The sequence below is a fragment of the Rhizobiales bacterium NRL2 genome (assembly GCA_001664005.1).
Taxonomy (GTDB): Bacteria; Pseudomonadota; Alphaproteobacteria; order Minwuiales; family Minwuiaceae; genus Minwuia.
This window is the reverse complement of sequence record CP016093.1, coordinates 3,234,683-3,252,651: the sequence shown is the minus strand read 5'-3', so window position 1 is coordinate 3,252,651 and position 17,969 is coordinate 3,234,683. Positions and strand designations below refer to the sequence as shown.

At 67.8% G+C, this 17,969-nt stretch carries 19 protein-coding genes; 10 read left to right on the top strand and 9 right to left on the bottom strand.

Translation table 11 applies throughout. The annotated features are described in order from the left end of the window. The first annotated feature begins 177 nt into the window (after window positions 1-177). The gene (locus TEF_15120; protein ID ANK81974.1) at window positions 178-708 is read left to right on the top strand and encodes a hypothetical protein; all 531 of its coding nucleotides are present in this window, start codon (window positions 178-180) and stop codon (window positions 706-708) included. 83 nt (window positions 709-791) lie between these two features. Further along, the gene (locus TEF_15115) at window positions 792-1,316 is read left to right on the top strand and encodes a hypothetical protein (GenBank protein ANK81973.1); all 525 of its coding nucleotides are present in this window, start codon (window positions 792-794) and stop codon (window positions 1,314-1,316) included. A gap of 13 nt (window positions 1,317-1,329) precedes the next feature. Here the strand turns inward: TEF_15115 and TEF_15110 are convergent, their stop codons facing one another. From TEF_15110 to TEF_15100, 3 genes are read right to left on the bottom strand one after another with little or no spacing between them, the layout of a single operon-like run. Further along, window positions 1,330-1,740, bottom strand: a complete 411-nt coding sequence (locus TEF_15110) for a hypothetical protein (protein ID ANK81972.1) — start codon at window positions 1,738-1,740, stop codon at window positions 1,330-1,332. A 43-nt stretch (window positions 1,741-1,783) separates the two neighbouring features. After that, complete coding sequence (locus TEF_15105; GenBank protein ANK81971.1) at window positions 1,784-2,944, bottom strand: acetylornithine deacetylase (ArgE); 1,161 nt, start codon at window positions 2,942-2,944, stop codon at window positions 1,784-1,786. Further along, on the bottom strand, window positions 2,941-4,134 hold the full coding sequence (locus TEF_15100) for an ectoine hydrolase DoeA (protein ID ANK81970.1): 1,194 nt from the start codon (window positions 4,132-4,134) through the stop codon (window positions 2,941-2,943). Before TEF_15100 ends, TEF_15105 begins: the two co-directional genes overlap by 4 nt. Before the next feature lie 132 nt (window positions 4,135-4,266). Here TEF_15100 and eutB point away from each other — a divergent pair, with 132 nt between their 5' ends. The 4 genes from eutB to TEF_15080 are packed head-to-tail and all read left to right on the top strand — an operon-like array spanning window position 4,267 to window position 8,353. Continuing rightward, window positions 4,267-5,229 (top strand): hydroxyectoine utilization dehydratase EutB, encoded by a 963-nt coding sequence (gene eutB / locus TEF_15095; GenBank protein ANK83519.1) that lies wholly within the window; start codon window positions 4,267-4,269, stop codon window positions 5,227-5,229. Then, window positions 5,222-6,211 (top strand): ornithine cyclodeaminase family protein, encoded by a 990-nt coding sequence (locus TEF_15090; GenBank protein ANK83518.1) that lies wholly within the window; start codon window positions 5,222-5,224, stop codon window positions 6,209-6,211. Before eutB ends, TEF_15090 begins: the two co-directional genes overlap by 8 nt. A 13-nt stretch (window positions 6,212-6,224) precedes the next feature. Continuing rightward, window positions 6,225-7,592 carry a hypothetical protein gene (locus TEF_15085; GenBank protein ANK81969.1) on the top strand — a complete coding sequence of 456 codons (1,368 nt, stop codon included), beginning with the start codon at window positions 6,225-6,227 and terminating at the stop codon, window positions 7,590-7,592. Window positions 7,593-7,633: 41 nt separating this feature from the next. Beyond that, window positions 7,634-8,353 carry a hypothetical protein gene (locus TEF_15080; protein ANK83517.1) on the top strand — a complete coding sequence of 240 codons (720 nt, stop codon included), beginning with the start codon at window positions 7,634-7,636 and terminating at the stop codon, window positions 8,351-8,353. Here the strand turns inward: TEF_15080 and TEF_15075 are convergent. Beyond that, a complete protein-coding gene (locus tag TEF_15075) occupies window positions 8,350-8,793 on the bottom strand; it encodes a hypothetical protein (protein ID ANK83516.1) in 444 nt (147 codons plus the stop codon). The two genes, TEF_15080 and TEF_15075, sit on opposite strands and share 4 nt — an antisense overlap. 205 nt (window positions 8,794-8,998) lie before the next feature. Beyond that, window positions 8,999-9,382 carry a lactoylglutathione lyase gene (locus tag TEF_15070; GenBank protein ID ANK83515.1) on the bottom strand — a complete coding sequence of 128 codons (384 nt, stop codon included), beginning with the start codon at window positions 9,380-9,382 and terminating at the stop codon, window positions 8,999-9,001. On the opposite strand from TEF_15070, the gene TEF_15065 reads away from it, so the two are divergent. Continuing rightward, the gene (locus TEF_15065; protein ANK83514.1) at window positions 9,375-10,148 is read left to right on the top strand and encodes a sulfur oxidation c-type cytochrome SoxA; all 774 of its coding nucleotides are present in this window, start codon (window positions 9,375-9,377) and stop codon (window positions 10,146-10,148) included. The genes TEF_15070 and TEF_15065 overlap by 8 nt on opposite strands. Before the next feature lie 189 nt (window positions 10,149-10,337). Here the strand turns inward: TEF_15065 and TEF_15060 are convergent, their stop codons facing one another. Next, window positions 10,338-10,949, bottom strand: a complete 612-nt coding sequence (locus tag TEF_15060) for a flavin reductase (GenBank protein ID ANK81968.1) — start codon at window positions 10,947-10,949, stop codon at window positions 10,338-10,340. A gap of 233 nt (window positions 10,950-11,182) precedes the next feature. On the opposite strand from TEF_15060, the gene TEF_15055 reads away from it, so the two are divergent. Further along, entirely contained in the window at window positions 11,183-11,695 is a 513-nt protein-coding gene (locus tag TEF_15055) for a hypothetical protein (protein ANK81967.1), read from the top strand. A gap of 12 nt (window positions 11,696-11,707) precedes the next feature. On the opposite strand, the gene TEF_15050 is transcribed toward TEF_15055, so the two are convergent. Continuing rightward, window positions 11,708-12,238, bottom strand: a complete 531-nt coding sequence (locus tag TEF_15050; protein ANK81966.1) for a hypothetical protein — start codon at window positions 12,236-12,238, stop codon at window positions 11,708-11,710. 107 nt (window positions 12,239-12,345) lie between these two features. Next, a complete protein-coding gene (locus tag TEF_15045; protein ANK81965.1) occupies window positions 12,346-13,719 on the bottom strand; it encodes a hypothetical protein in 1,374 nt (457 codons plus the stop codon). Window positions 13,720-13,847: 128 nt separating this feature from the next. On the opposite strand from TEF_15045, the gene TEF_15040 reads away from it, so the two are divergent. Together TEF_15040 and TEF_15035 are read left to right on the top strand one after the other, a co-directional pair. Continuing rightward, window positions 13,848-16,592 carry a helicase gene (locus tag TEF_15040; GenBank protein ANK81964.1) on the top strand — a complete coding sequence of 915 codons (2,745 nt, stop codon included), beginning with the start codon at window positions 13,848-13,850 and terminating at the stop codon, window positions 16,590-16,592. A gap of 15 nt (window positions 16,593-16,607) precedes the next feature. Continuing rightward, a complete protein-coding gene (locus TEF_15035; protein ID ANK81963.1) occupies window positions 16,608-17,021 on the top strand; it encodes a hypothetical protein in 414 nt (137 codons plus the stop codon). A gap of 9 nt (window positions 17,022-17,030) precedes the next feature. Here TEF_15035 and TEF_15030 read toward each other — a convergent pair whose 3' ends face one another. Then, on the bottom strand, window positions 17,031-17,864 hold the full coding sequence (locus TEF_15030) for a hypothetical protein (GenBank protein ID ANK81962.1): 834 nt from the start codon (window positions 17,862-17,864) through the stop codon (window positions 17,031-17,033). Between the last annotated feature and the right edge of the window lie 105 nt (window positions 17,865-17,969).

Genomic DNA, 17,969 nt, shown 5'->3' with positions numbered 1-17,969 from the left:
CCGGTGCCCAATTTCACGGCGCACAGACGGTCGTTGGTCAATTTGCGGGCAGTGCCGCCACATTGCCGCCATGCGCGTTCCAACTCTTGCGCCGGTCGTTACGAATTGGCATCAGAGCCGCGCCTTGCCGCGTTTGCGGTCGGCGCTCCCCCCTGACGAATGACGATCCGAGGTACGATGAGCGATCCACTGCATCCGGAGACCGGCCAGCCATTGCTCAGCGATGTGAACCGCGCGCTTCGCGACCACTGGCTGACGCTCCGCGGCGAGGGGCCGGACCTGCCTTCCTGGGACGCCTTCGATCCGGTGGCCGTGCCCCGGCTCCTGCCCTATCTGGTGGTTGTCGAGGTCGTCGGCGATCCAGCCGTCTTCCGCTATCGGCTGGTCGGCACCTTCGTCACCGAACTGGCCGGCCGGGACGCCACGGGCCGGACGCTGGACGCGGCGCTCTACGGCGACCGGCTGGAGGCGATGATCTGGACCTTCCGGAAATGCGCCGAAACGGGCGTGCCGCTGGCCACGCTGGGCAGCGTCCACTTTGCCGAGAAGGAATGGGTCACGGCGGAGCATATCTTCCTGCCCTTCGCCCGGGGCCCCGATGGCGACAGCGCCGGCATCGTCCTGAGCGGGCTCGACGTGCTGGCCGGCGACCAACGGCTGGCCGGCCGGGCGCGGGACGTGGAACTGATCCTCGACTGGCGGAAATAGCGGGGCTTCCGAGCGCAGATTGCTATGATCGCGTGGCGCAGTCGGCGCGTAGGTCTTCCAACCATACTATCGGGCGGGGACGGATGGACATGGACGAGGCGCTGCGGCCGGTCACCGATGAAGCGATGCGCAGCCGCGTCAACCGGCGCCTGCGGGACCACTGGCTGACCCTCGCGCCGGAGAGCAGGCTGCCGGAGTGGTCGTCGTTCGACCCGGCCCCAGTGAAGGCGATCCTGCCGCACTTGATCGTCGTGGATGTCGGGGACGGCGGCGGCCGATTCCGCTTCCGGGTCATCGGAACCTTCGTCACGCAGCTTGCAGGGCGCGATTCAACCGGCCGCTGGCTCGACCGCGACCTTTACGGCGACCGGCTGGAGTACATGACCTGGCATTATCGCCGCTGCGCCGAATCCGCCGAGCCGCTGGCGATCCTCGGGACCATCCACTTTGTCGACAAGGACTGGGTGACGGCCGAACACCTTTTTCTGCCCTTCGGGGACGGCGGCCGGGTCGACAAGGTTCTGTGCGGCCTGGACATGCTGCTGGGCGACACCCGCCGCGAAGGCAAGGACCGCGACGTCGAGATGATCCTGGACTGGCGGAAATAGGTTCCGCCGCGCCTCAGCCGTTCGGGTTCTCGCAGGGCACCGTGCCCATGTCGGCCGGAACCGAGACCTCCAGAATCTGGAAGTCGTCGGAGGTCCGCAACTCGTTGTGCTTCACCCCGCCCGGGATGAAGATCGACTCGCCGGCCTGGACCCGGACGGACTCGCCGGTCTCGAATTCCAGCTCGACCCAGCCGCTCGTGCAGTAGACGAACTGCGCCTCGCACTCGTGATAGTGCCAGCCGGTGGACTCGGTCATGCCCTTGTCGGCGGTGGTGAGTTGGGCGCGCATCTTGCCGCCGGTCGCTTCCGTCACGCCCAGGTCGCGGTAGCTGAAGAAGGCGCGGCGGCCCGGAACCTCGGGCGCGCTCTGCGGCGTGGCGTGCACCGCCTTGCCGAACTTCGGCGATTTGGACTGATCGTTCATGGCATCCTCCCAGTGCTTTCCCGGAAGTGTAGGGAATTCCCGGTCAGGCCGCCAGCCGCACCTTCAGCCCGGCGATCATGTCGAGGCACTGGGAGAGCTGGTCCAGGCTGACGAATTCGTCGGGCTTGTGGGCCTGGTCGATGAAGCCTGGGCCGCAGACGACGGTCGGGATGCCGAGTTCCTGGAACAGACCGGCCTCCGTGTTGAAGGAGACCACGTCTGACGAGTTTCCCCCGGTCAGCGCGCGGGCGAGCGCCAGGGCCTCCGAGCCCGGCATGGGCTCCAGACTGCCGACCTCCCCGATGACGCGATGATGGATCGCCGCCTCCGGGTGGATGGCCTGCATCCGTGGCAGCAGCACATCCTCGGCATAGCGGCGCATGCGTTCACGGACATAGTCGGCGTCGGCGCGGTTCACCGGACGGAACTCCCAGTCCACCGAACAGTGATTGGGAATGACGTTGTGGGCGATGCCGCCATGGATCCGGCCCAGGGAAATCGTCGACCAGGGCGGTTCGAACCGGCTCTCGGCGGGAACCCGCTGTTTCAGGTCTTCGGCGGCCGCGATCAGTTCCGCCGCGTAGCGCACGGCGTACTCGGCGGCGTTGACGCCGAGTTCGGGCCGGGAGCCGTGACCCTCCAGTCCGTCGAAGCTGGTGCTGTATTCGCAACAGCCCTTGTGGCCCTCGATCACCCGCATGCCGGTCGGTTCACCGATGATGCAGGCGGCGGGACGGCGGCCGGAGTCCTTCAGCGCCTCCAGCATCACCCTTGCTCCCAGGCAGCCGACTTCCTCGTCAAAGGTCAGCGCCAGATGCAAGGGACGCTTGAGGTCCGCTTCGGCGAAGCTTTCCGCCATCGCCAGCGCGCAGGCAATGAATCCCTTCATGTCGCAGGCGCCGCGGCCATAGATCAGGTCGTCCTGGAAACGGGCGGTGAAGGGATCGCTGGACCAGTCCTGATCCTCGACCGGCACCACGTCGGTATGGCCCGACAGGACCACGCCCCCGTCGACGTCCGGGCCGATGGTCGCGAACAGGTTCGCCTTGGTGCCCTCGGCGTTGAGGGTCAGGTGGGTGCGGGCGTCGATGCGGTCCAGGCGCTCGTTGGCATAGGCGATCAGTTCCAGATTGCTGTCGGCGGAAACGGTCGCGAAGCCGATCAGGTGGTCCAGGATCTCGCGGGTCTGGTCGAGAACGGTCATGGTTTCACGAACAGCTGGCGGGGATAGTTGGCGAGACATTCCGCCGGTCCTTCGCTGCGCACCCTGAGCGGTTCGGTGATCTCCAGGCCCCATTCGTCCATCCACAGCGCCGTCATCAGGTGGAACGTCATGTTCGGCTTCAGCACCGTCTGGTCGTTGGGCCGGATCGAGAAGGTGCGCTCGCCCCAGTCGGGTGGATAGGAAAGGCCGATCGGATAGCCGCAGCGGCCCTCGCGCTTGATGCCGCGCTTCTCCAGCACGCCGTAGAAGGCGCGGGCCACGTCGCCGGCGGTGTTGCCGGGGCGCGCCGCGGAAATGCCGGCCTCGATCCCCTCGATCACCGCCTCTTCGGCGAAGCGCATGTCGGCGGGCGGCTCGCCGAGGAAGATCGTGCGGCAGAGCGGCGCGTGATAGCGCCGATAACAGCCGGCGATCTCGAAGAAGGTCGCCGCGCCCTCCTCGAACGGCCGGTCGTCCCAGGTCAGATGCGCCGCCGTTGCATCCCGGCCCGTCGGCATCAGCGGCGCGATCGCCGCGTAGTCGCCGCCGAACAGGCCGTCCTCGTCCTCGGAACCCCACAGGCCGGTATGGTAGATCGCGGCCGCGATCTCGTTCCGCCGCCGGCCCGGCTCGACGATTTCCAGGATATGGCGATGCATGTTCTCCACGATGCGCGCGGCGCGGCGCATGAAGCGGATTTCGGTCGGCGACTTGATCACGCGCTGCCAGTTCACCAGCAGGGTGGCGTCGACCAGCGCGCCCTCCAGATTGCGTTCCAGCACCTCGTGGGCGCGGGCGGAATAGTAGTAGTTCTCCTTCTCCACGCCGATGCGGCGGCCGTCCCACCCACGCGCCTTGATGGTCTCCGCCAGATGTTCCATGGCGTGGGAGTCGCTCGACATGACGTAGTCGTCCGAGTAGCCGACGATGTTCGCCGCATCCATGTAACAGGTGCGCATCGCGCCCAGGGCGTCCATGCGTCGGCCCCAGAACACCGGCTCGCCTTCCGGCCCGACGATGACGCCCTGGTGGACGTAGAAGCTCCAGCCGTCATAGCCCGTCAGCCAGGCCATGTTGGAGGGATCGCAGGTGAACAGCACGTCCAGCCCGGCATCGTCCATCGCCCGCCTGACCCTCGCGAGCCGGTCGTGGTACTCCGCACGATCGAAGGGCAGGGTCACGTCTGGCATGTCGTCTCTCGCTCGAAAGGGTTGGCGCGGCCAGCGTTGAATTGACGCGCGCGCCGTGTCAATGACGTGTGGACAGCCCAAGGGAACAACGCGGTGTTGAATCTGAGCGATATCTATGCCGCGCGACAGCGCATGTCGGGTGTCGCCGTGGCGACGCCGCTTGTCGCGTCCGCGCTCTCCGGGCCGGCCGGAGAGGAGATCCTGCTGAAACTGGAGGTCCTGCAGCCGACCGGCGCCTTCAAGCTGCGTGGCGCGGCCAACGCGGTCACGGCGCACGTGGCCGCTGCGCGCACAAGCGGCGTGGTCTCGGTCTCCACGGGCAATCACGGCCGCGCCGTGGCCTATGCCGCGCGCCGCCTCGGCATCCGCGTGGTCATCTGCCTGTCGAATCTGGTGCCTGAGGGAAAGGCGGCCGCGATTGCCGAACTGGGCGCCGAAGTGCGGCGCATCGGCCGCAGCCAGGACGAGGCGCAGCGGGAAGCGGACCGGCTGATCGCCGACCACGGCATGATCGGGATTTCGCCCTTCGACGACCCTCTGGTGGTGGCGGGGCAGGGCACGATCGGGCTGGAGCTGCTGGAAGTGCGGCCTGACCTCGCCTGCATCGTCATTCCGCTCTCGGGCGGCGGGCTCGCGGCTGGCGTCGCCCTGGCGGCAAAATCGATCCGTCCGGACATCCGGATCGTCGGCGTCAGCATGGACCGCGGCGCAGCGATGCATGACAGCATCCGCGCCGGGCATCCGGTCGAGGTGGAGGAGGTGCCGTCGCTGGCCGACAGCCTGGGCGGCGGCATCGGCCTGGACAACCGACTCACCTTCGCGCTCTGCCGCGCTCTGCTCGACGACATCGTGCTGGTGACCGAGCAGGAGATCTATGACGGCATGCGTGCGCTCTATGCCGGCGACCGCCTGGTGGCGGAGGGCGCCTCGGCCGTGGGTCACGCGGCGCTGCTCGCGGGCAAGCTGGACCTGGGCGGTCCTGCGGCGTTCCTGATCACCGGGCGCAATGTGGACATGGGCCAGTTCTCGGCCGTGATCGCCGGCGAGAGACTGGGACTCGGGAATGTCGAAGTGGGAGGCGGCGGCCATGCCTGAGATTGCGGTGCTGACCGAGACCGAACTGCGCCGGGTCGTGGCCCTCGACCTCGAGCTTGTCGACGTAATCGAGGACGCCTTCCTCGCCCTGGCCGGCGGTGAGGTCGTGATGCCGCCCATCCTGTCGATGGACCTGCCGATGGTGAATGGCGAAGTCGACGTGAAGACCGCCTACATTCCCGGCTTCGGCGGCTTCGCGATCAAGGTCTCGCCAGGCTTCTTCGACAATCCGCAGCTTGGCCTGCCGAGCCTCAACGGGCTGATGATCCTGTTCAACGCGAAGACCGGTCTGGTCGACGCGCTGTTGCTCGACAACGGCTATCTGACCGACATCAGGACGGCCGCCGCAGGCGCCGTGGCCGCGCGGCATCTGGGGCCGGAGACGGTGACGACCGCGGGTGTCATCGGCGCCGGCGTTCAGGCCCGGCTGCAGCTCCAGGCGGCGTATTTCGTGCGGCCCTTCGAGCGCGTGCTGGTCTGGGCGCGGGACCGCGACCGGGCGCTCGCCTGCGCCGGCGATCTCGAAACGGCTCTCGGGGTCGCGGCGGAAGCGGTGGGCAGTCCCGAAGAAGTGGTGCGCGCAAGCGAACTCGTCGTCACCACCACCCCTTCCCGCGGGCCTCTGGTGCGGGCCGACTGGCTGCATCCGGGGCTGCACATCACCGCCATGGGTTCGGACCAGGACGGCAAGAACGAGATCGATCCGGCGGCGATTGCCGCTTCCGATCTCTATGTCGCCGACCGGCTGAGCCAGTGTGGAACCGCCGGCGAATGGCAGGCCGTGCTCGCCGCCGGCATGGATGGCGGGAAGGCGCCGCCCGAACTCGGAGCGGTCATTGCCGGCGACGTGCCGGGCCGCACAAGCGGCCGGGACGTCACCATCGTGGATCTCACAGGCACGGGGGCGCAGGACACGGCCATCGCCACCCATGCGCTCAGCCGCGCGCGCGCGGCCGGTGCGGGATCCGTCATCAACACCTGAGAGCGAGGTAGCCATGCTCAGAAACGATCAGCTCGACCAGTGGGATCGCGACAGCTTTTTCCATCCGTCCACCCATCTGGGCCAGCACGCCCGCGGCGAGTCGCCGAACCGCATCGTGAAGGGCGGCAAGGGCGTCTACATCGAGGATCGCGACGGCAAGCGCCTGCTCGACGCCTTTGCCGGGCTTTACTGCGTGAACGTCGGCTACGGCCGGAGCGAGATCACCGACGCCATCGCCGCCCAGGCGAAGGAACTGGCCTACTATCACGCCTATGTCGGCCACGGCACCGAGGCCTCCATCACGCTGGCCAACATGATCGTGGAGCGCGCGCCGGCGAACATGCGGTCGGTCTATTTCGGCCTCGGCGGTTCCGACGCCAACGAGACCAACGTCAAGCTGGTCTGGTATTACAACAACGTGCTCGGCCGGCCGGAGAAGAAGAAGATCATCAGCCGCTGGCGGGGCTATCACGGCTCCGGGCTGATCACCGGCTCCCTGACCGGGCTGCAGCTGTTCCACAAGAAGTTCGATCTGCCGCTCGACCGGATCCTGCATACCGAGGCGCCCTACTATCTCCGCCGTCCCGATGCGGGCATGAGCGAGCGCGAATTCTCCGCCTGGTGCGACGAGAAGCTGGAGGAGATGATCCAGGCCGAGGGACCGGAGACGATCGGCGCCTTCATCGGCGAGCCGGTGCTGGGCACCGGCGGCATCGTGCCGCCGCCGGAGGGTTACTGGGAGGCGATCCAGCCGGTGCTGAAGAAGCACGACATCCTGCTGATCGCCGACGAGGTGGTGACCGGGTTCGGCCGCCTCGGCTCCATGTTCGGCTCCGCTCACTACGGCATCACGCCCGACATCATCACCATCGCCAAGGGGCTGACCTCGGCCTATGCGCCGCTCTCGGGCTCGATCATCTCGAAGGACGTCTACGATGTGCTGATGAAGGGCACCGACGAGCTGGGCCCGATCGGCCATGGCTGGACCTATTCGGCGCATCCGATCGGGGCCGCCGCCGGCATCGCCAACCTGAAGCTGGTGGACGAACTGGGGCTGGTCGACAACGCGGCCGAGGTTGGCGGCTATTTCCGGGAAGCCCTGGCCGACAGCCTCAAGAACCACCCGAACGTCGCCGAAGTGCGCGGCGAGGGGATGCTGGCCGCGGTCGAACTGATGGATGATCCGGGCGCGCGCAGGTTCTTCGATCCGGCGAAGAAGGTCGGCCCGTCCGTGGTCGGCGCCATGGCCGAACTCGGCGTCGTCGCCCGCGCCATGCCCCAGGGCGACATCATCGGCTTCGCGCCGCCGCTCTGCCTGACGCGGGCTGAGGCCGACGAGATCGTGTCCGCAACGGTCGAGGCCATCGGGCGACATCTTTGATCCAGGACCCCGTCTTCTACGCGGTGGCGCTGCCGGTCCTGATGCTGACCGGCATTTCGAAGGGCGGGTTCGGCGCGGGGATCGGCATCGTCGCGGTGCCGACCCTGTCGCTTGTCGTGCCGCCGCTGCAGGCCGTGGCCATCATGCTGCCGATCCTGTGTCTGATGGATATCTTCGGCGTCTGGAGCTACCGCCGAGACTGGAGCCGGAAGCTGATGCTCTATCTCGGGCCCGGCGCACTGCTGGGCATCGGCATCGGCACGGCGCTGGCAGGGTGGGTCGACGAGCACATGATCCGCCTTATCATCGGCACGATCGCGGTGCTGTTCTCGCTCAACTACTGGCTGGGCGGGCGCCGCCGCGACGAGGCGCGGCCGGAAAGCCCTGTGCGGGGCGTATTCTGGTCCGCGGTTTCGGGCTTCACCAGCTTCATCGGCCATGCCGGCGGCCCACCGCTGCAGGTCTATCTGCTGCCGCTGAAGCTCAACAAGACGGTCTTCGTCGGCACGACGACCGTGTTCTTCATGGCGGTGAACTACGCCAAGCTGGTGCCCTATGGCTATCTGGGGCTGCTGACGGAAGAGAACCTGATGACCGCCCTGGTGCTCGCGCCGATCTGCCCGCTGGCGATGCTCTCGGGGGTCTGGCTGCATCACCGGATCCCCGAGAGGCCCTTCTACCTGATCTGCTACGTCTTCGTCTTCCTGGTCGGGCTCAAGCTGCTCTGGGACGGCGTGGCCGGCACCTTCGGACTGGCCTAGAGCTCCAGTCTCAGGTGCGGCACGCCGTCCGAGGTCTTCTCCGCCGTGACGCCGCGCCGGTCGACCACCGCCGTGATCTGGCGGCGGAGGATCGTCATGCTCTCGAAGGCGGAGACATTGACGGGATCCTCGAAACGAAGGGCCACGCGATAGCGGCCATCCTCGCCGAGCTGGCGCAGCCCGACGATCTCGCCGGTGAAGCCTTTGCCGAGATAGCGGCCGCGTACCTGCTGGCCCACCGAAAGCGGCGGGGGCGGCGGCCGGTTGCCGATCGCGGCGTGCAGGGTGTTCCAGTCGCGGTAGCCATGCTGATGCGCGATCAGTTCGAGCGCGCGCCCGTGGCCGACGGTCTGGCCGGCGGCCTCGAGGCTGGCGCGCAATCGCTTCGCCTGCCGCTTCAACTCGTCGAGCGGGGGAGGGGGTGTCGTCGCTCCGGTCATCGTGGTCCTCATTCGGTCTTCGAATGCGGAAGCTGGACGGGGCTCGCATTGCCATCGGGCCGCATTCGTCTGATCGAACGGGACGGATGATCGGAAAGAAGGACTTCACCAACGGACAAGCCGGCGAGCGGCAGGCGCCTTCAGCCGCAGCGGGAGATAGGGCCCGGCGTCGCTGCTGTCAATCGCCATGGCCGCCGGCGCATCGTCATCGGCCGACCGGCGGGCCTTTCAGTTCGACCGTGTTGCCGTCCGGGTCCCGGATGTAGATCGACGGGCCGTCGCCCTCGGCGCCGTAGCGGGTGACCGTCTTGCCCTTCTCGACACCATGCTTTTCAAGGTGCGCCATGATCTCGTCGACATTCCACGGCTCAACGCGGAGGCAGAAGTGATCCATGTTCGGCGTCTCGGACGGGGCCTTTGCCGGAAACAGGTCGATCAGCGAGGCGCCGGCGCGCATCTGCACCAGACCGATGCGTTCGACCGTACGCTCGACCTCACAGCCGAGCACGTCGCGGTAGAAGGCGATGGCGCGATCCGTGTCCGTGACGTTCAGGACAACGTGGTCGATCTTTGCGATGCTGATGCTCATGAACTGGCCCCGTTTCTCGATATATGTCGGATGCATCTTGGCGGCAGCCGCGCCGATGGCAATGGCGGAGCCGCCCGATCCCCCGAAGTCCGGCCTGGAATGGGCGACGCCCGCGGTCCGCGAGATGCAGGCCGACCCCTTCGCCAATCCGGGTCTGTTCTGGCTGGAGAAGGGGCGGGCGATCTTCGCGCGGAAGACGGGCGCCGCGGACCGGGCCTGCGCCGACTGCCATGCGCCGGCTGATCTGGAAGGGGTGGCCGCGCGCTATCCCGTGGTCCGGGACGGACGGGTGGTGAATCTGGAGCGCCAGATCAATGACTGCCGGCAGGCGCGCATGGAGGCAGAGCCATTTCCGCTTGAATCCGAGCCGATGCTGTCGCTCGCGCTTTACCTGCGCAGCCTGTCGGCGGGCATGCCGGTCGACGTCGCCGTGGACGGCGCAGCGGAACCCTTCTTCGAGCGGGGCAAGGCCCTCTACCGCGAGCGGCGCGGGCAGATGAACCTGGCTTGCTTCCAGTGCCACGACGAGCGCGCCGGACAATGGGTCCGCGGCGAGCAGTTGAGCCAGGGCCAGATCAACGGCTATCCGGCCTATCTGCTGCGCTGGTCCGGTGTGGGCTCGACGCACCGGCGCTTCCGCTTCTGCGACGACCAGCGCGTCGCCGAGCCGCGGCCGCTCGGTTCCGACGCCTACCTGGCGCTGGAACTCTACGTCGCCTGGCGCGGCAACGGCCTGCCCGTCGAAGCGCCGGCGGTCCGGCGTTAGCTGACCGGTTTCAAATTGTGTTCACGCTGCCTAACTCGTTACCCCCGCCCCCCGAACGGGGTCAGGGGCAAGCTTGTGCGGGGGTCCGGTGCGGCTTCGCCACAAGTCGATATTCTGCCCGGATGCCCGCACGGGGGCGGGCATGACACCAGAGTATTCTGACCTGATTGATCCCGAAGGGGACGTCCCCTAATCCGGCCGGTCCATGGTGAAGACCTTTTCGACCACGGTGTAGTCCATGTAGCCGAGCCGGGCGATCGGGCGGTAGGTCGGCATGTCGATCATGCCGTCCTTGATGATGCGCTCGTCGATGTGGATGCCGACGACCTCGCCGATGACCATGTTATTGGTGATCTTCGGATTGCTGGAGCGGAGCTGGATGACCTGGACCAACCGGCATTCGAGGTTGACCGGGCTCTCCTTGACGCGGGGGGCGGACACCATCTCGCTCTCCAGGGCCGTCAGCCCGGCCTCCCTGAACTCGTCGACATCGCGCGGCACGTGGGCGGAGCTTCGGTTCATCTGCTCGCGCAGTTCCCAGGTAGCCATGTTGACCACGAACTCGCCGGTGTCGCGGGCGTTGGCGGCGGTGTCCTTGGTGTCGCCTTCCGGATGCGGGCCGTTGCAGCCGAACACCACCGTCGGCGGGTAGTCGGTGATGGCGTTGAAGTAGCTGAAGGGCGCCAGGTTGAAGCCGCCATTGCGATCCCGCGTGGAAATCCAGCCGATGGGCCGGGGCGCGACCAGCGCCTTGAACGGGTTGTGCTTCAGGCCGTGGTCCTGGTCGGCGCGGTAGAACATCGATGTCTCCCCTGATCTCCCCTGCGGGCAGGCAACCTAGTCCGCCCGGGTCGGGCTATCAACGACGGCGGGACGATTTCCTTTGCGGAACCGGCCCGTATCGCTTATCTGGGAATCCATGATGAGAGTTCGGATCGCACGACGACGACAGGTCTGACGTGTCCGGGGCGGCAGAGGCGTCCGGGACGCGATGCCCTGAAATCGTCCCCACCAGCCGATCCGAAAGTCCCTCCATGTTCCAATTCACCCTGTTGAACGCCGCCGCGCGGGCGGCGCTCCCCGCCCTGCTCGACGTCTCCTTCGGTCCCGACAGGGAGAAGAAGATCGCCTATCGTTTCCGCGATCACGTCGACGAGGACAAGCGTTTCGGCATGGCCGCCTGGGATGGCGACCTGATGATCGGTGCGATCCAGTACTGGCCCTGCCAGGCCGGCGGCGTCGACGCCATGCTGCTGGGACCGCTGGCTGTGGCGCCGTCCTATCGCGGGCGCGGCGCGGCGCGGGCGCTGGTCAATCAGAGCCTGCAGAAGGTCGCCGATGCGGGCATCGACCTGGTGGTGCTGATCGGCGATCCCAAGCTCTATCTGCAATACGGCTTCACGCCCGCATCGGGGCAGGGGCTCTGGATCGAGGGCGAGCCGGATTCCAGGGTGCAGATGAAGCCGCTCACGGCAGCCGGCAGATCGGCAAGCGGGCAGGTCATGCCCATGCAGGCGCTGCGGCGGCGGCAACGCAGCGCCGGTTGAGCCCCGTTCGGCCTATTCGAGGGTACGGAGTCCGGCGGTCACGCCCATCAGCGAGATCGGCACCTCGATCGGCACCTTCGGATCGGCGAAGAACGTGATCGTCGCCGTGCTTCCGCCCTTCAGTGCGGCTTCCTGCTCAGCCGACAGGATGGCGATCGCGGCGCAGCGGTCGGGGTGGCAGAACTGGTACGGCACGCCGCCGAAATCCTGACCGTCGATATGGACCCGCAGACCGCTCGGCAGGTGAACCCCGATCGGCACCTCGAAGCGGGCGACGGTCTCGGCCCCGTTCTCGCCGCCTCGGGTCAGCGTCGCCACGGCGCGGACCTGGGCCGTCGGGTTGTCGCCCATCTGCACCAGGGCGCAGCGTCGGCCCTGCGCCTGCAGATCGATGCAGCGCTTCTCCCAGTCGCCGTGCGTGCCGACGACTTCGCTCCGGGGCTGTTGCGCCTGGTTCTGCGCGCCGGCCTCCGGCGCGTCCAGCATGACCAGGGCCGCCAGCGCCATTGCGCCCATGCGGACCGCATTGGAACCGATCGCCATCGTCTGCTCCCACTACATGATGTGTCCGGTCGATTGGCGGGCGAGCCTAGAGCAATCCCCGGCAGGATGGAACGGGCGCGACGCGTCCGTCCATGAGGCCGCCCGGCCTACAGCCGGGTCAGCTTCACCGGCAGACCGTCCAGGGGTTTCGGGATCGGGATGCGCGCCCATTTCGGCTCGTAGCCGGGCTCGATCGAGACCTCGAAACGCTGCAGCAGCTGGAAGGCGAAGGCCTTCACCTGCATGTAGGCGAAGTGCATCCCAAGGCACTTGTGCGCGCCGCCGCCGAAGGGCGCCCAGGCGAACTTGTGGTTCTTGTCCTCGGCGCGGTTGGGACTGAAGCGGTCGGGGTCGAACTTCTGCGGGTCCGTCCAGAGCTCCGGCATCATGTGGACATAGCCCGGGCTCACCGAGACGTTCGCGCCGGCGGGGATGCGCTGCCCCTGGAACTCGAACTCGCGCACCACCCGGCGCGGGATGAACGGCACCGGCGGGATCATGCGCAGCGCTTCCTTGAAGGCGCGCTCGGCCACGTCCATTCGCGAGACGTCCTCATAGCCCAGTTCCGCGCCGCCGATCTCCGCGATCTCGCGGCGGATGCGCTCCTGCCATTCGGGATGCGCCGCCAGCGCCCAGATCATCGTCGTCAGCGAACTGGTGGTCGTGTCGTGGGCCGCCATCAGCAGGAAGTTCATGTGATCGATGATTTCCTGATCGGTCAGCATCCGGCCGTCTTCGGACTCGGCGCGGCAGAGCTGGCTGAACATGTCGTCGCCTTCGGTCTCGCTGCCGCGGCGTTCCTCGATCAGCCGCGCGAACAGCTCGGAAAGGAACTGCCGCGCCTTCACGCCCTTGTACATCTTCAGACCCGGCACCGGCTTGCGGACGACTGCGATGGAGGCCGCAACCTCGTCGACGAAGGCCTGGTTGATCCGCCGCGCCTCGGGTCCGGCGTCGATGCCGAGGAAGACGCTGGCGCCAAGGTCCAGCGTGAGCTGCTTGATCTGCGGGTAGAAAAGGAACTCCGGCGCGCGCTCCCAGGCGTCCAGGCGCTCCCGGATGCCGCCGTTCATGCGCAGCAGGTAGTCCTTCATGGGCGCCGGCTTGAAGGCGACCTGCATGATCCGCCGGTGCGCCCGGTGATCGTCGAAGTCGCGCAGCATCAGACCGTCGGAGAACAGGCGGCTGAGCATGTGGTGCCAGCCCGCGCGGGAGGAGAAGTTCTTCTCCCGGTCCATCAGGACGAGTTCCAGCGCGTCGGGACCCAGCATGGAGACCGACCACTGCATGAATGTGCGCGACTTGTAGACGTTGCCGTAATCGGCATGCGCCTTCATCGTCATGGCCAGCGGATCGCGGATGAAATCGATCGTGCCCTTCAGCGGAATCCGGCTCGGCTTGCCGGGCAGGTGCGCCAGCTCTTCCGCGCCGGCGCGGTAGTGGCCCCCGTCCTTTTCCTCGACGCTTTCGGCAACGGCCATGGGTGCTGCTCCACAGTTCCTGAGGCTCGGAATTTTCTAAGTGAACCCTAGTCAGTTGTGCCGGATGACGCAAAGGGAAAGCGGATCGGGCGGCGCGGAACGGCTTCGGGATCGCTATAGTCCGGGCGATGGATTCGCGTGCGCCCGAAATCGCCCTGCCCGACGTCCCCGCCTTTGCCATGGCGGGCCGCGGCGGGGTGCTGATGACCGCCGACGGCGAGATCGAGGACCTCGATGCGGAGGTCGCCGGACGCCGCATCGCGCGCGACCTGCCGCTGGTGGTCTGTATGCCGACGGTGGCGCGGCGGCTGGGTATCCGGCGCTTCGCCGCGCACGATCTGCTGGAGCTGTTCGCCTTCGTCAGACCTGCACACTTCTGTCTGCCGACCCTGGACGGCCTGGCCCGCGCCGTCAGCCTTGCGCCGGCCGGCAAACCCCCGGATCCGGCGCGCCTGCCGGAAATCGCCGAGGTGCTGCTGGCCGAACTCCCGCAACTCGGCGGCGAGGCGCGGACGCGCGCGGCCTCGCTCGCCCAGGCCATGGCCGATGGCGGCTGGCCCTGGGCGGTGCCGGTGCTGAAGGCGCTGGGCGAGGGGGGGGCGAAATCGCGCTTCCGCGGCCTCGACGCCTGGACGCGGGTGCCGGAGTTCCCGGACATGGCCCCGCCGCCGCCGCCCGGTTCCGCCGCTGTCGAACCGGTGGAGGCGGCGGAACGTCTGCGCGCGATGCTGGGGACAGGCTCGGAAGAGCGCGAGGCCCAGCGCCGCTACGCCGAGGGCGCGGCGCACGCCTTCCGGCCCCGGGACCATGTCGACGAGCCGCGCATCGTGCTGGCCGAGGCGGGGACCGGCACAGGCAAGACCTTGGGCTATGTCGCGCCGGCCTCTGTCTGGGCGGAGAAGAATGGCGGCGCGGTTTGGATCTCCACCTACACCAAGAACCTGCAGCGCCAGCTCGATCAGGAACTGGACCGCCTCTACCCGGACCCGAAGCTGAAGGCCGAGCGGGCAGTGATCCGCAAGGGGCGCGAGAACTATCTCTGCCTGCTGAATTTCATGGAGGCGGTGCAGGGCGGCGCGGCGCGGCGCGCGGACATCGTGCCGCTCGCCCTGGTCGCGCGCTGGATCGAGGCGACCCGCGACGGCGACCTGGCCGGCGGCGACTTCCCGTCCTGGCTGACGCTGCTGTTCGGCTCCGAACGCACCACCGGCCTCGCCGACCGGCGCGGGGAGTGCGTATTCTCCGCCTGCGAGCATTACCGGAAATGTTTCATCGAGGTGGCGCGAAAGAAATCCGAACGCGCCGAGATCGTCGTGGCCAACCACGCCCTGGTGCTGGCCCGTGCGGTCCAGCTCCGGGCCGAGGAGAGCGTGGCCCGGCGCTATGTCTTCGACGAGGGCCACCACCTGTTCGACGCCGCCGACAGCGCCTTCTCGGCCGAACTGTCGGGCCTGGAGGCTGCCGAACTCCGTCGCTGGATCCGCGGCGCCGAGGATGGCGCGCGCGGCCGGGCGCGGGGCCTGACCCGCCGCATCGCCGACCTGATCGCGGGCGACGACGATGCGACCGCGGCGCTGGACCGGGTGACCCACGCCGCCCGGGTCCTGCCAGGCTTCGACTGGCTGACGCGGCTGAAGGGCGAGAACCCGACCGGTCCGACGGAGGCGTTCCTGACCCGGCTGCGTCAGCAGGTGATGGCGCGCAGCGACGGGCCGGACAATCCCTACGGCCTGGAATGCGAAACCGATCCCCCCGTGCCCGGCCTGCCCGAGGCGGCGCTGGCCCTGGCGCAGGCACTGGACGAGATCCGCAAACCCTTGGTCGGGCTCAAGTCGGCGCTGGCGTCCCGGCTGGACGAGGAGACCGACGAGTTGCCCACGGGCGAGCGGGTCAGGCTGGAAGCGGCGATCAACGGCATCGAGTACCGCTGCGAGGCGGTGCTGGGCGCCTGGATGTCGATGCTGGGCGGCGTGGGCGGACCGCAGGCGGAAGGCTTCGTCGACTGGTTCTCCGTGCGGCGCATCGGCGGGCGGGAGGTCGATGTCGGCTTTCATCGCCATGTCGTCGATCCTACCGAGCCCTTCGCCGAGACCGTGCTGAAGCCGGCCCACGGGGCGGTCATCACGTCGGCCAGCCTGCGCGACCGTTCGGGCGACGGGGACGACTGGAGCACCGCCGAGGCCCGGACCGGTCTCGCGCATATGGTTGCGCCGGCTGTCCGTCTCAGCGTGCCTTCGCCGTTCGACTATGGCGAGAACACCCGGATCTTCGTCGTCGGCGACGTGCGCCGCGACCGGCCCGACGAGATCGCCGCGGCCTATCGCGAGCTGTTTTTCGCTTCGGGTGGCGGGGGGCTCGGACTGTTCACGGCCATCCGGCGGCTGCGCAATGTCCACGAACGTCTGCTGGAGCCGCTGGAGAATGCCGGCCTGCCGCTCTATGCGCAGCATGTCGACCCGATGGACACCTCGACGCTGGTCGACATCTTCCGCGCCGAGACCGATTCCTGCCTGCTGGGAACCGACGCGGTGCGCGATGGCGTCGATGTTCCGGGCGAGTCGCTGCGGCTGATCGTCTTCGATCGCGTGCCCTGGCCCAGGCCGGACATCCTCCACAAGGCCCGGCGCAAGGCCTTCGGCGCCCGGCGCTATGACGACATGCTGGTGCGGCTCCGCCTGAAGCAGGCCTATGGCCGTCTGCTCCGCCGCGCCGGGGACCGGGGCGTCTTCGTGATGCTGGATCCGATGCTGCCCAGCAGGCTCTGCGACGCCTTTCCGCCCGAGGTCGAAATCCGCCGGGTGGGCATTGCCGAAGCCGTCGAGGGTGTTAGAACCTTCTTCGGCGTCCCCGAGGCGTCCGGCAAATCCGCGTGAAATGAGGAAAAACCGATGGCCGCGAAAATGAGCCCGCACAGCGCGCTGGTGCACGTCATGGTGCTGACCGCGTGCGCAGACAAGGAACTGGCCGAGCAGGAGATCATCCTGATGAGCGAGATGATCCGCATTCTGCCCGTCTTCCGGGGTTACGATCTCGACGATCTTTCCGCCGATTCCGAATCCTGCCTCGGCTATCTTGAAAAGGAAGAGGGGCTGGAGGAACTGATGCGCGATGTCGCCGACGCCCTGCCGCCGCGCCTGGCCGAGACCGCCTACGCTCTGGCCTGCGACGTCGCCGCCGCGGACGGCCAGGCCAGCCAGCCGGAACTTCAGGTGCTGATGATCATCCGCCAGTCGCTGGGCGTCGGCCGTCTGCCGGCGGCGGCGATCGAGCGTGGCTCCCGCGCCCGCATGATGGCGATCTGACTCCGGACCTCAGTCCCGGGCGACGGTGACGCCTGTGCCCTCGTAGAGCGCGCCGAGCTGGCGTTTCATGGCGTCCTCGTGGGCGGCCAGCGCGGCCGGATCGAGATCGCTCGCTGGGTCCGGCTCCATCTCGAAATGGCCGCAGGCGTCGACCCCGCGCACCAGCATGGCCGAGTTCGCGGCCTTCACCGGCCGGACGTGGGGCGGGATGTAGCGGATGGCGAGCCCGATGCGCCGGTCGTCGGTGCGGTTGGGGCGGGAGCCATGCACCAGCCGGATGTGATGGAGCGAGAACTCGCCCGCCTTGAGCGGCGCATCGACCGCCCGTTCCTCCTCGATCGCCATGTCGATCACCTGGCCGCGGCTCAGCAGATTGTGCTCGTGGAAGGTGTCGTGATGGGCGAACTGGTCCAGATGGTGCGACCCGGCCAGGAACTTCATCGGGCCGGCTTCGAGGGGCGCGTCCGACAGCGCCACCCAGGCGGTGACGACCTCCGGCGGTTCCAGCCCCCAGTAGGTCGAATCCTGATGCCAGGAGACGAAGCCGGGATCGCGCGCCTCCTTGATGAAGAAATTGGTCGACCAGCAGAGGATGTTCGCTCCGATGATATCCTCCACCGCGTCGAGGATACGCGGATGACGCACGATTTCGTTGGCCCAGGTGAAGAGCAGATGCACCTTGTGGCGCATGTTGGAACGGATGGGACCGCCTTCGGCAGCCTCGAACGCTTCCAGCCGGGCGCGATAGGATGCAGCCGTTTCGGGCGCGAAGGCCTTGAACGGAAACAGATATCCGTCACGATCGAAGGCTTCGACCTGGGCCGAACTGAGCGTTCTCGGCATGGTGAACGGGCGCGCGGCTGCGGACCGGACGCCTCCCCGGTGTTTCCGACGCCGAACTGTAACCGGATTGACGCCACGCTGTCATCGCTCCTGCGCCGGGCTGAT

Coding starts and splice junctions, on each gene's coding strand:
- TEF_15105 (ANK81971.1), bottom strand. CDS start 2,944: ATGACCGTTCTCGACCAGACCCGCGAGATCCTGGACCACCTGATCGGC.
- TEF_15090 (ANK83518.1), top strand. CDS start 5,222: ATGCCTGAGATTGCGGTGCTGACCGAGACCGAACTGCGCCGGGTCGTG.
- TEF_15085 (ANK81969.1), top strand. CDS start 6,225: ATGCTCAGAAACGATCAGCTCGACCAGTGGGATCGCGACAGCTTTTTC.
- eutB (ANK83519.1), top strand. CDS start 4,267: ATGTCGGGTGTCGCCGTGGCGACGCCGCTTGTCGCGTCCGCGCTCTCC.
- TEF_15050 (ANK81966.1), bottom strand. CDS start 12,238: ATGGCGATCGGTTCCAATGCGGTCCGCATGGGCGCAATGGCGCTGGCG.
- TEF_15110 (ANK81972.1), bottom strand. CDS start 1,740: ATGAACGATCAGTCCAAATCGCCGAAGTTCGGCAAGGCGGTGCACGCC.
- TEF_15030 (ANK81962.1), bottom strand. CDS start 17,864: ATGCCGAGAACGCTCAGTTCGGCCCAGGTCGAAGCCTTCGATCGTGAC.
- TEF_15115 (ANK81973.1), top strand. CDS start 792: ATGGACATGGACGAGGCGCTGCGGCCGGTCACCGATGAAGCGATGCGC.
- TEF_15120 (ANK81974.1), top strand. CDS start 178: ATGAGCGATCCACTGCATCCGGAGACCGGCCAGCCATTGCTCAGCGAT.
- TEF_15055 (ANK81967.1), top strand. CDS start 11,183: ATGTTCCAATTCACCCTGTTGAACGCCGCCGCGCGGGCGGCGCTCCCC.
- TEF_15035 (ANK81963.1), top strand. CDS start 16,608: ATGGCCGCGAAAATGAGCCCGCACAGCGCGCTGGTGCACGTCATGGTG.
- TEF_15100 (ANK81970.1), bottom strand. CDS start 4,134: ATGCCAGACGTGACCCTGCCCTTCGATCGTGCGGAGTACCACGACCGG.
- TEF_15075 (ANK83516.1), bottom strand. CDS start 8,793: ATGACCGGAGCGACGACACCCCCTCCCCCGCTCGACGAGTTGAAGCGG.
- TEF_15065 (ANK83514.1), top strand. CDS start 9,375: ATGCTCATGAACTGGCCCCGTTTCTCGATATATGTCGGATGCATCTTG.
- TEF_15080 (ANK83517.1), top strand. CDS start 7,634: ATGCTGACCGGCATTTCGAAGGGCGGGTTCGGCGCGGGGATCGGCATC.
- TEF_15045 (ANK81965.1), bottom strand. CDS start 13,719: ATGGCCGTTGCCGAAAGCGTCGAGGAAAAGGACGGGGGCCACTACCGC.
- TEF_15070 (ANK83515.1), bottom strand. CDS start 9,382: ATGAGCATCAGCATCGCAAAGATCGACCACGTTGTCCTGAACGTCACG.
- TEF_15060 (ANK81968.1), bottom strand. CDS start 10,949: ATGTTCTACCGCGCCGACCAGGACCACGGCCTGAAGCACAACCCGTTC.
- TEF_15040 (ANK81964.1), top strand. CDS start 13,848: ATGGATTCGCGTGCGCCCGAAATCGCCCTGCCCGACGTCCCCGCCTTT.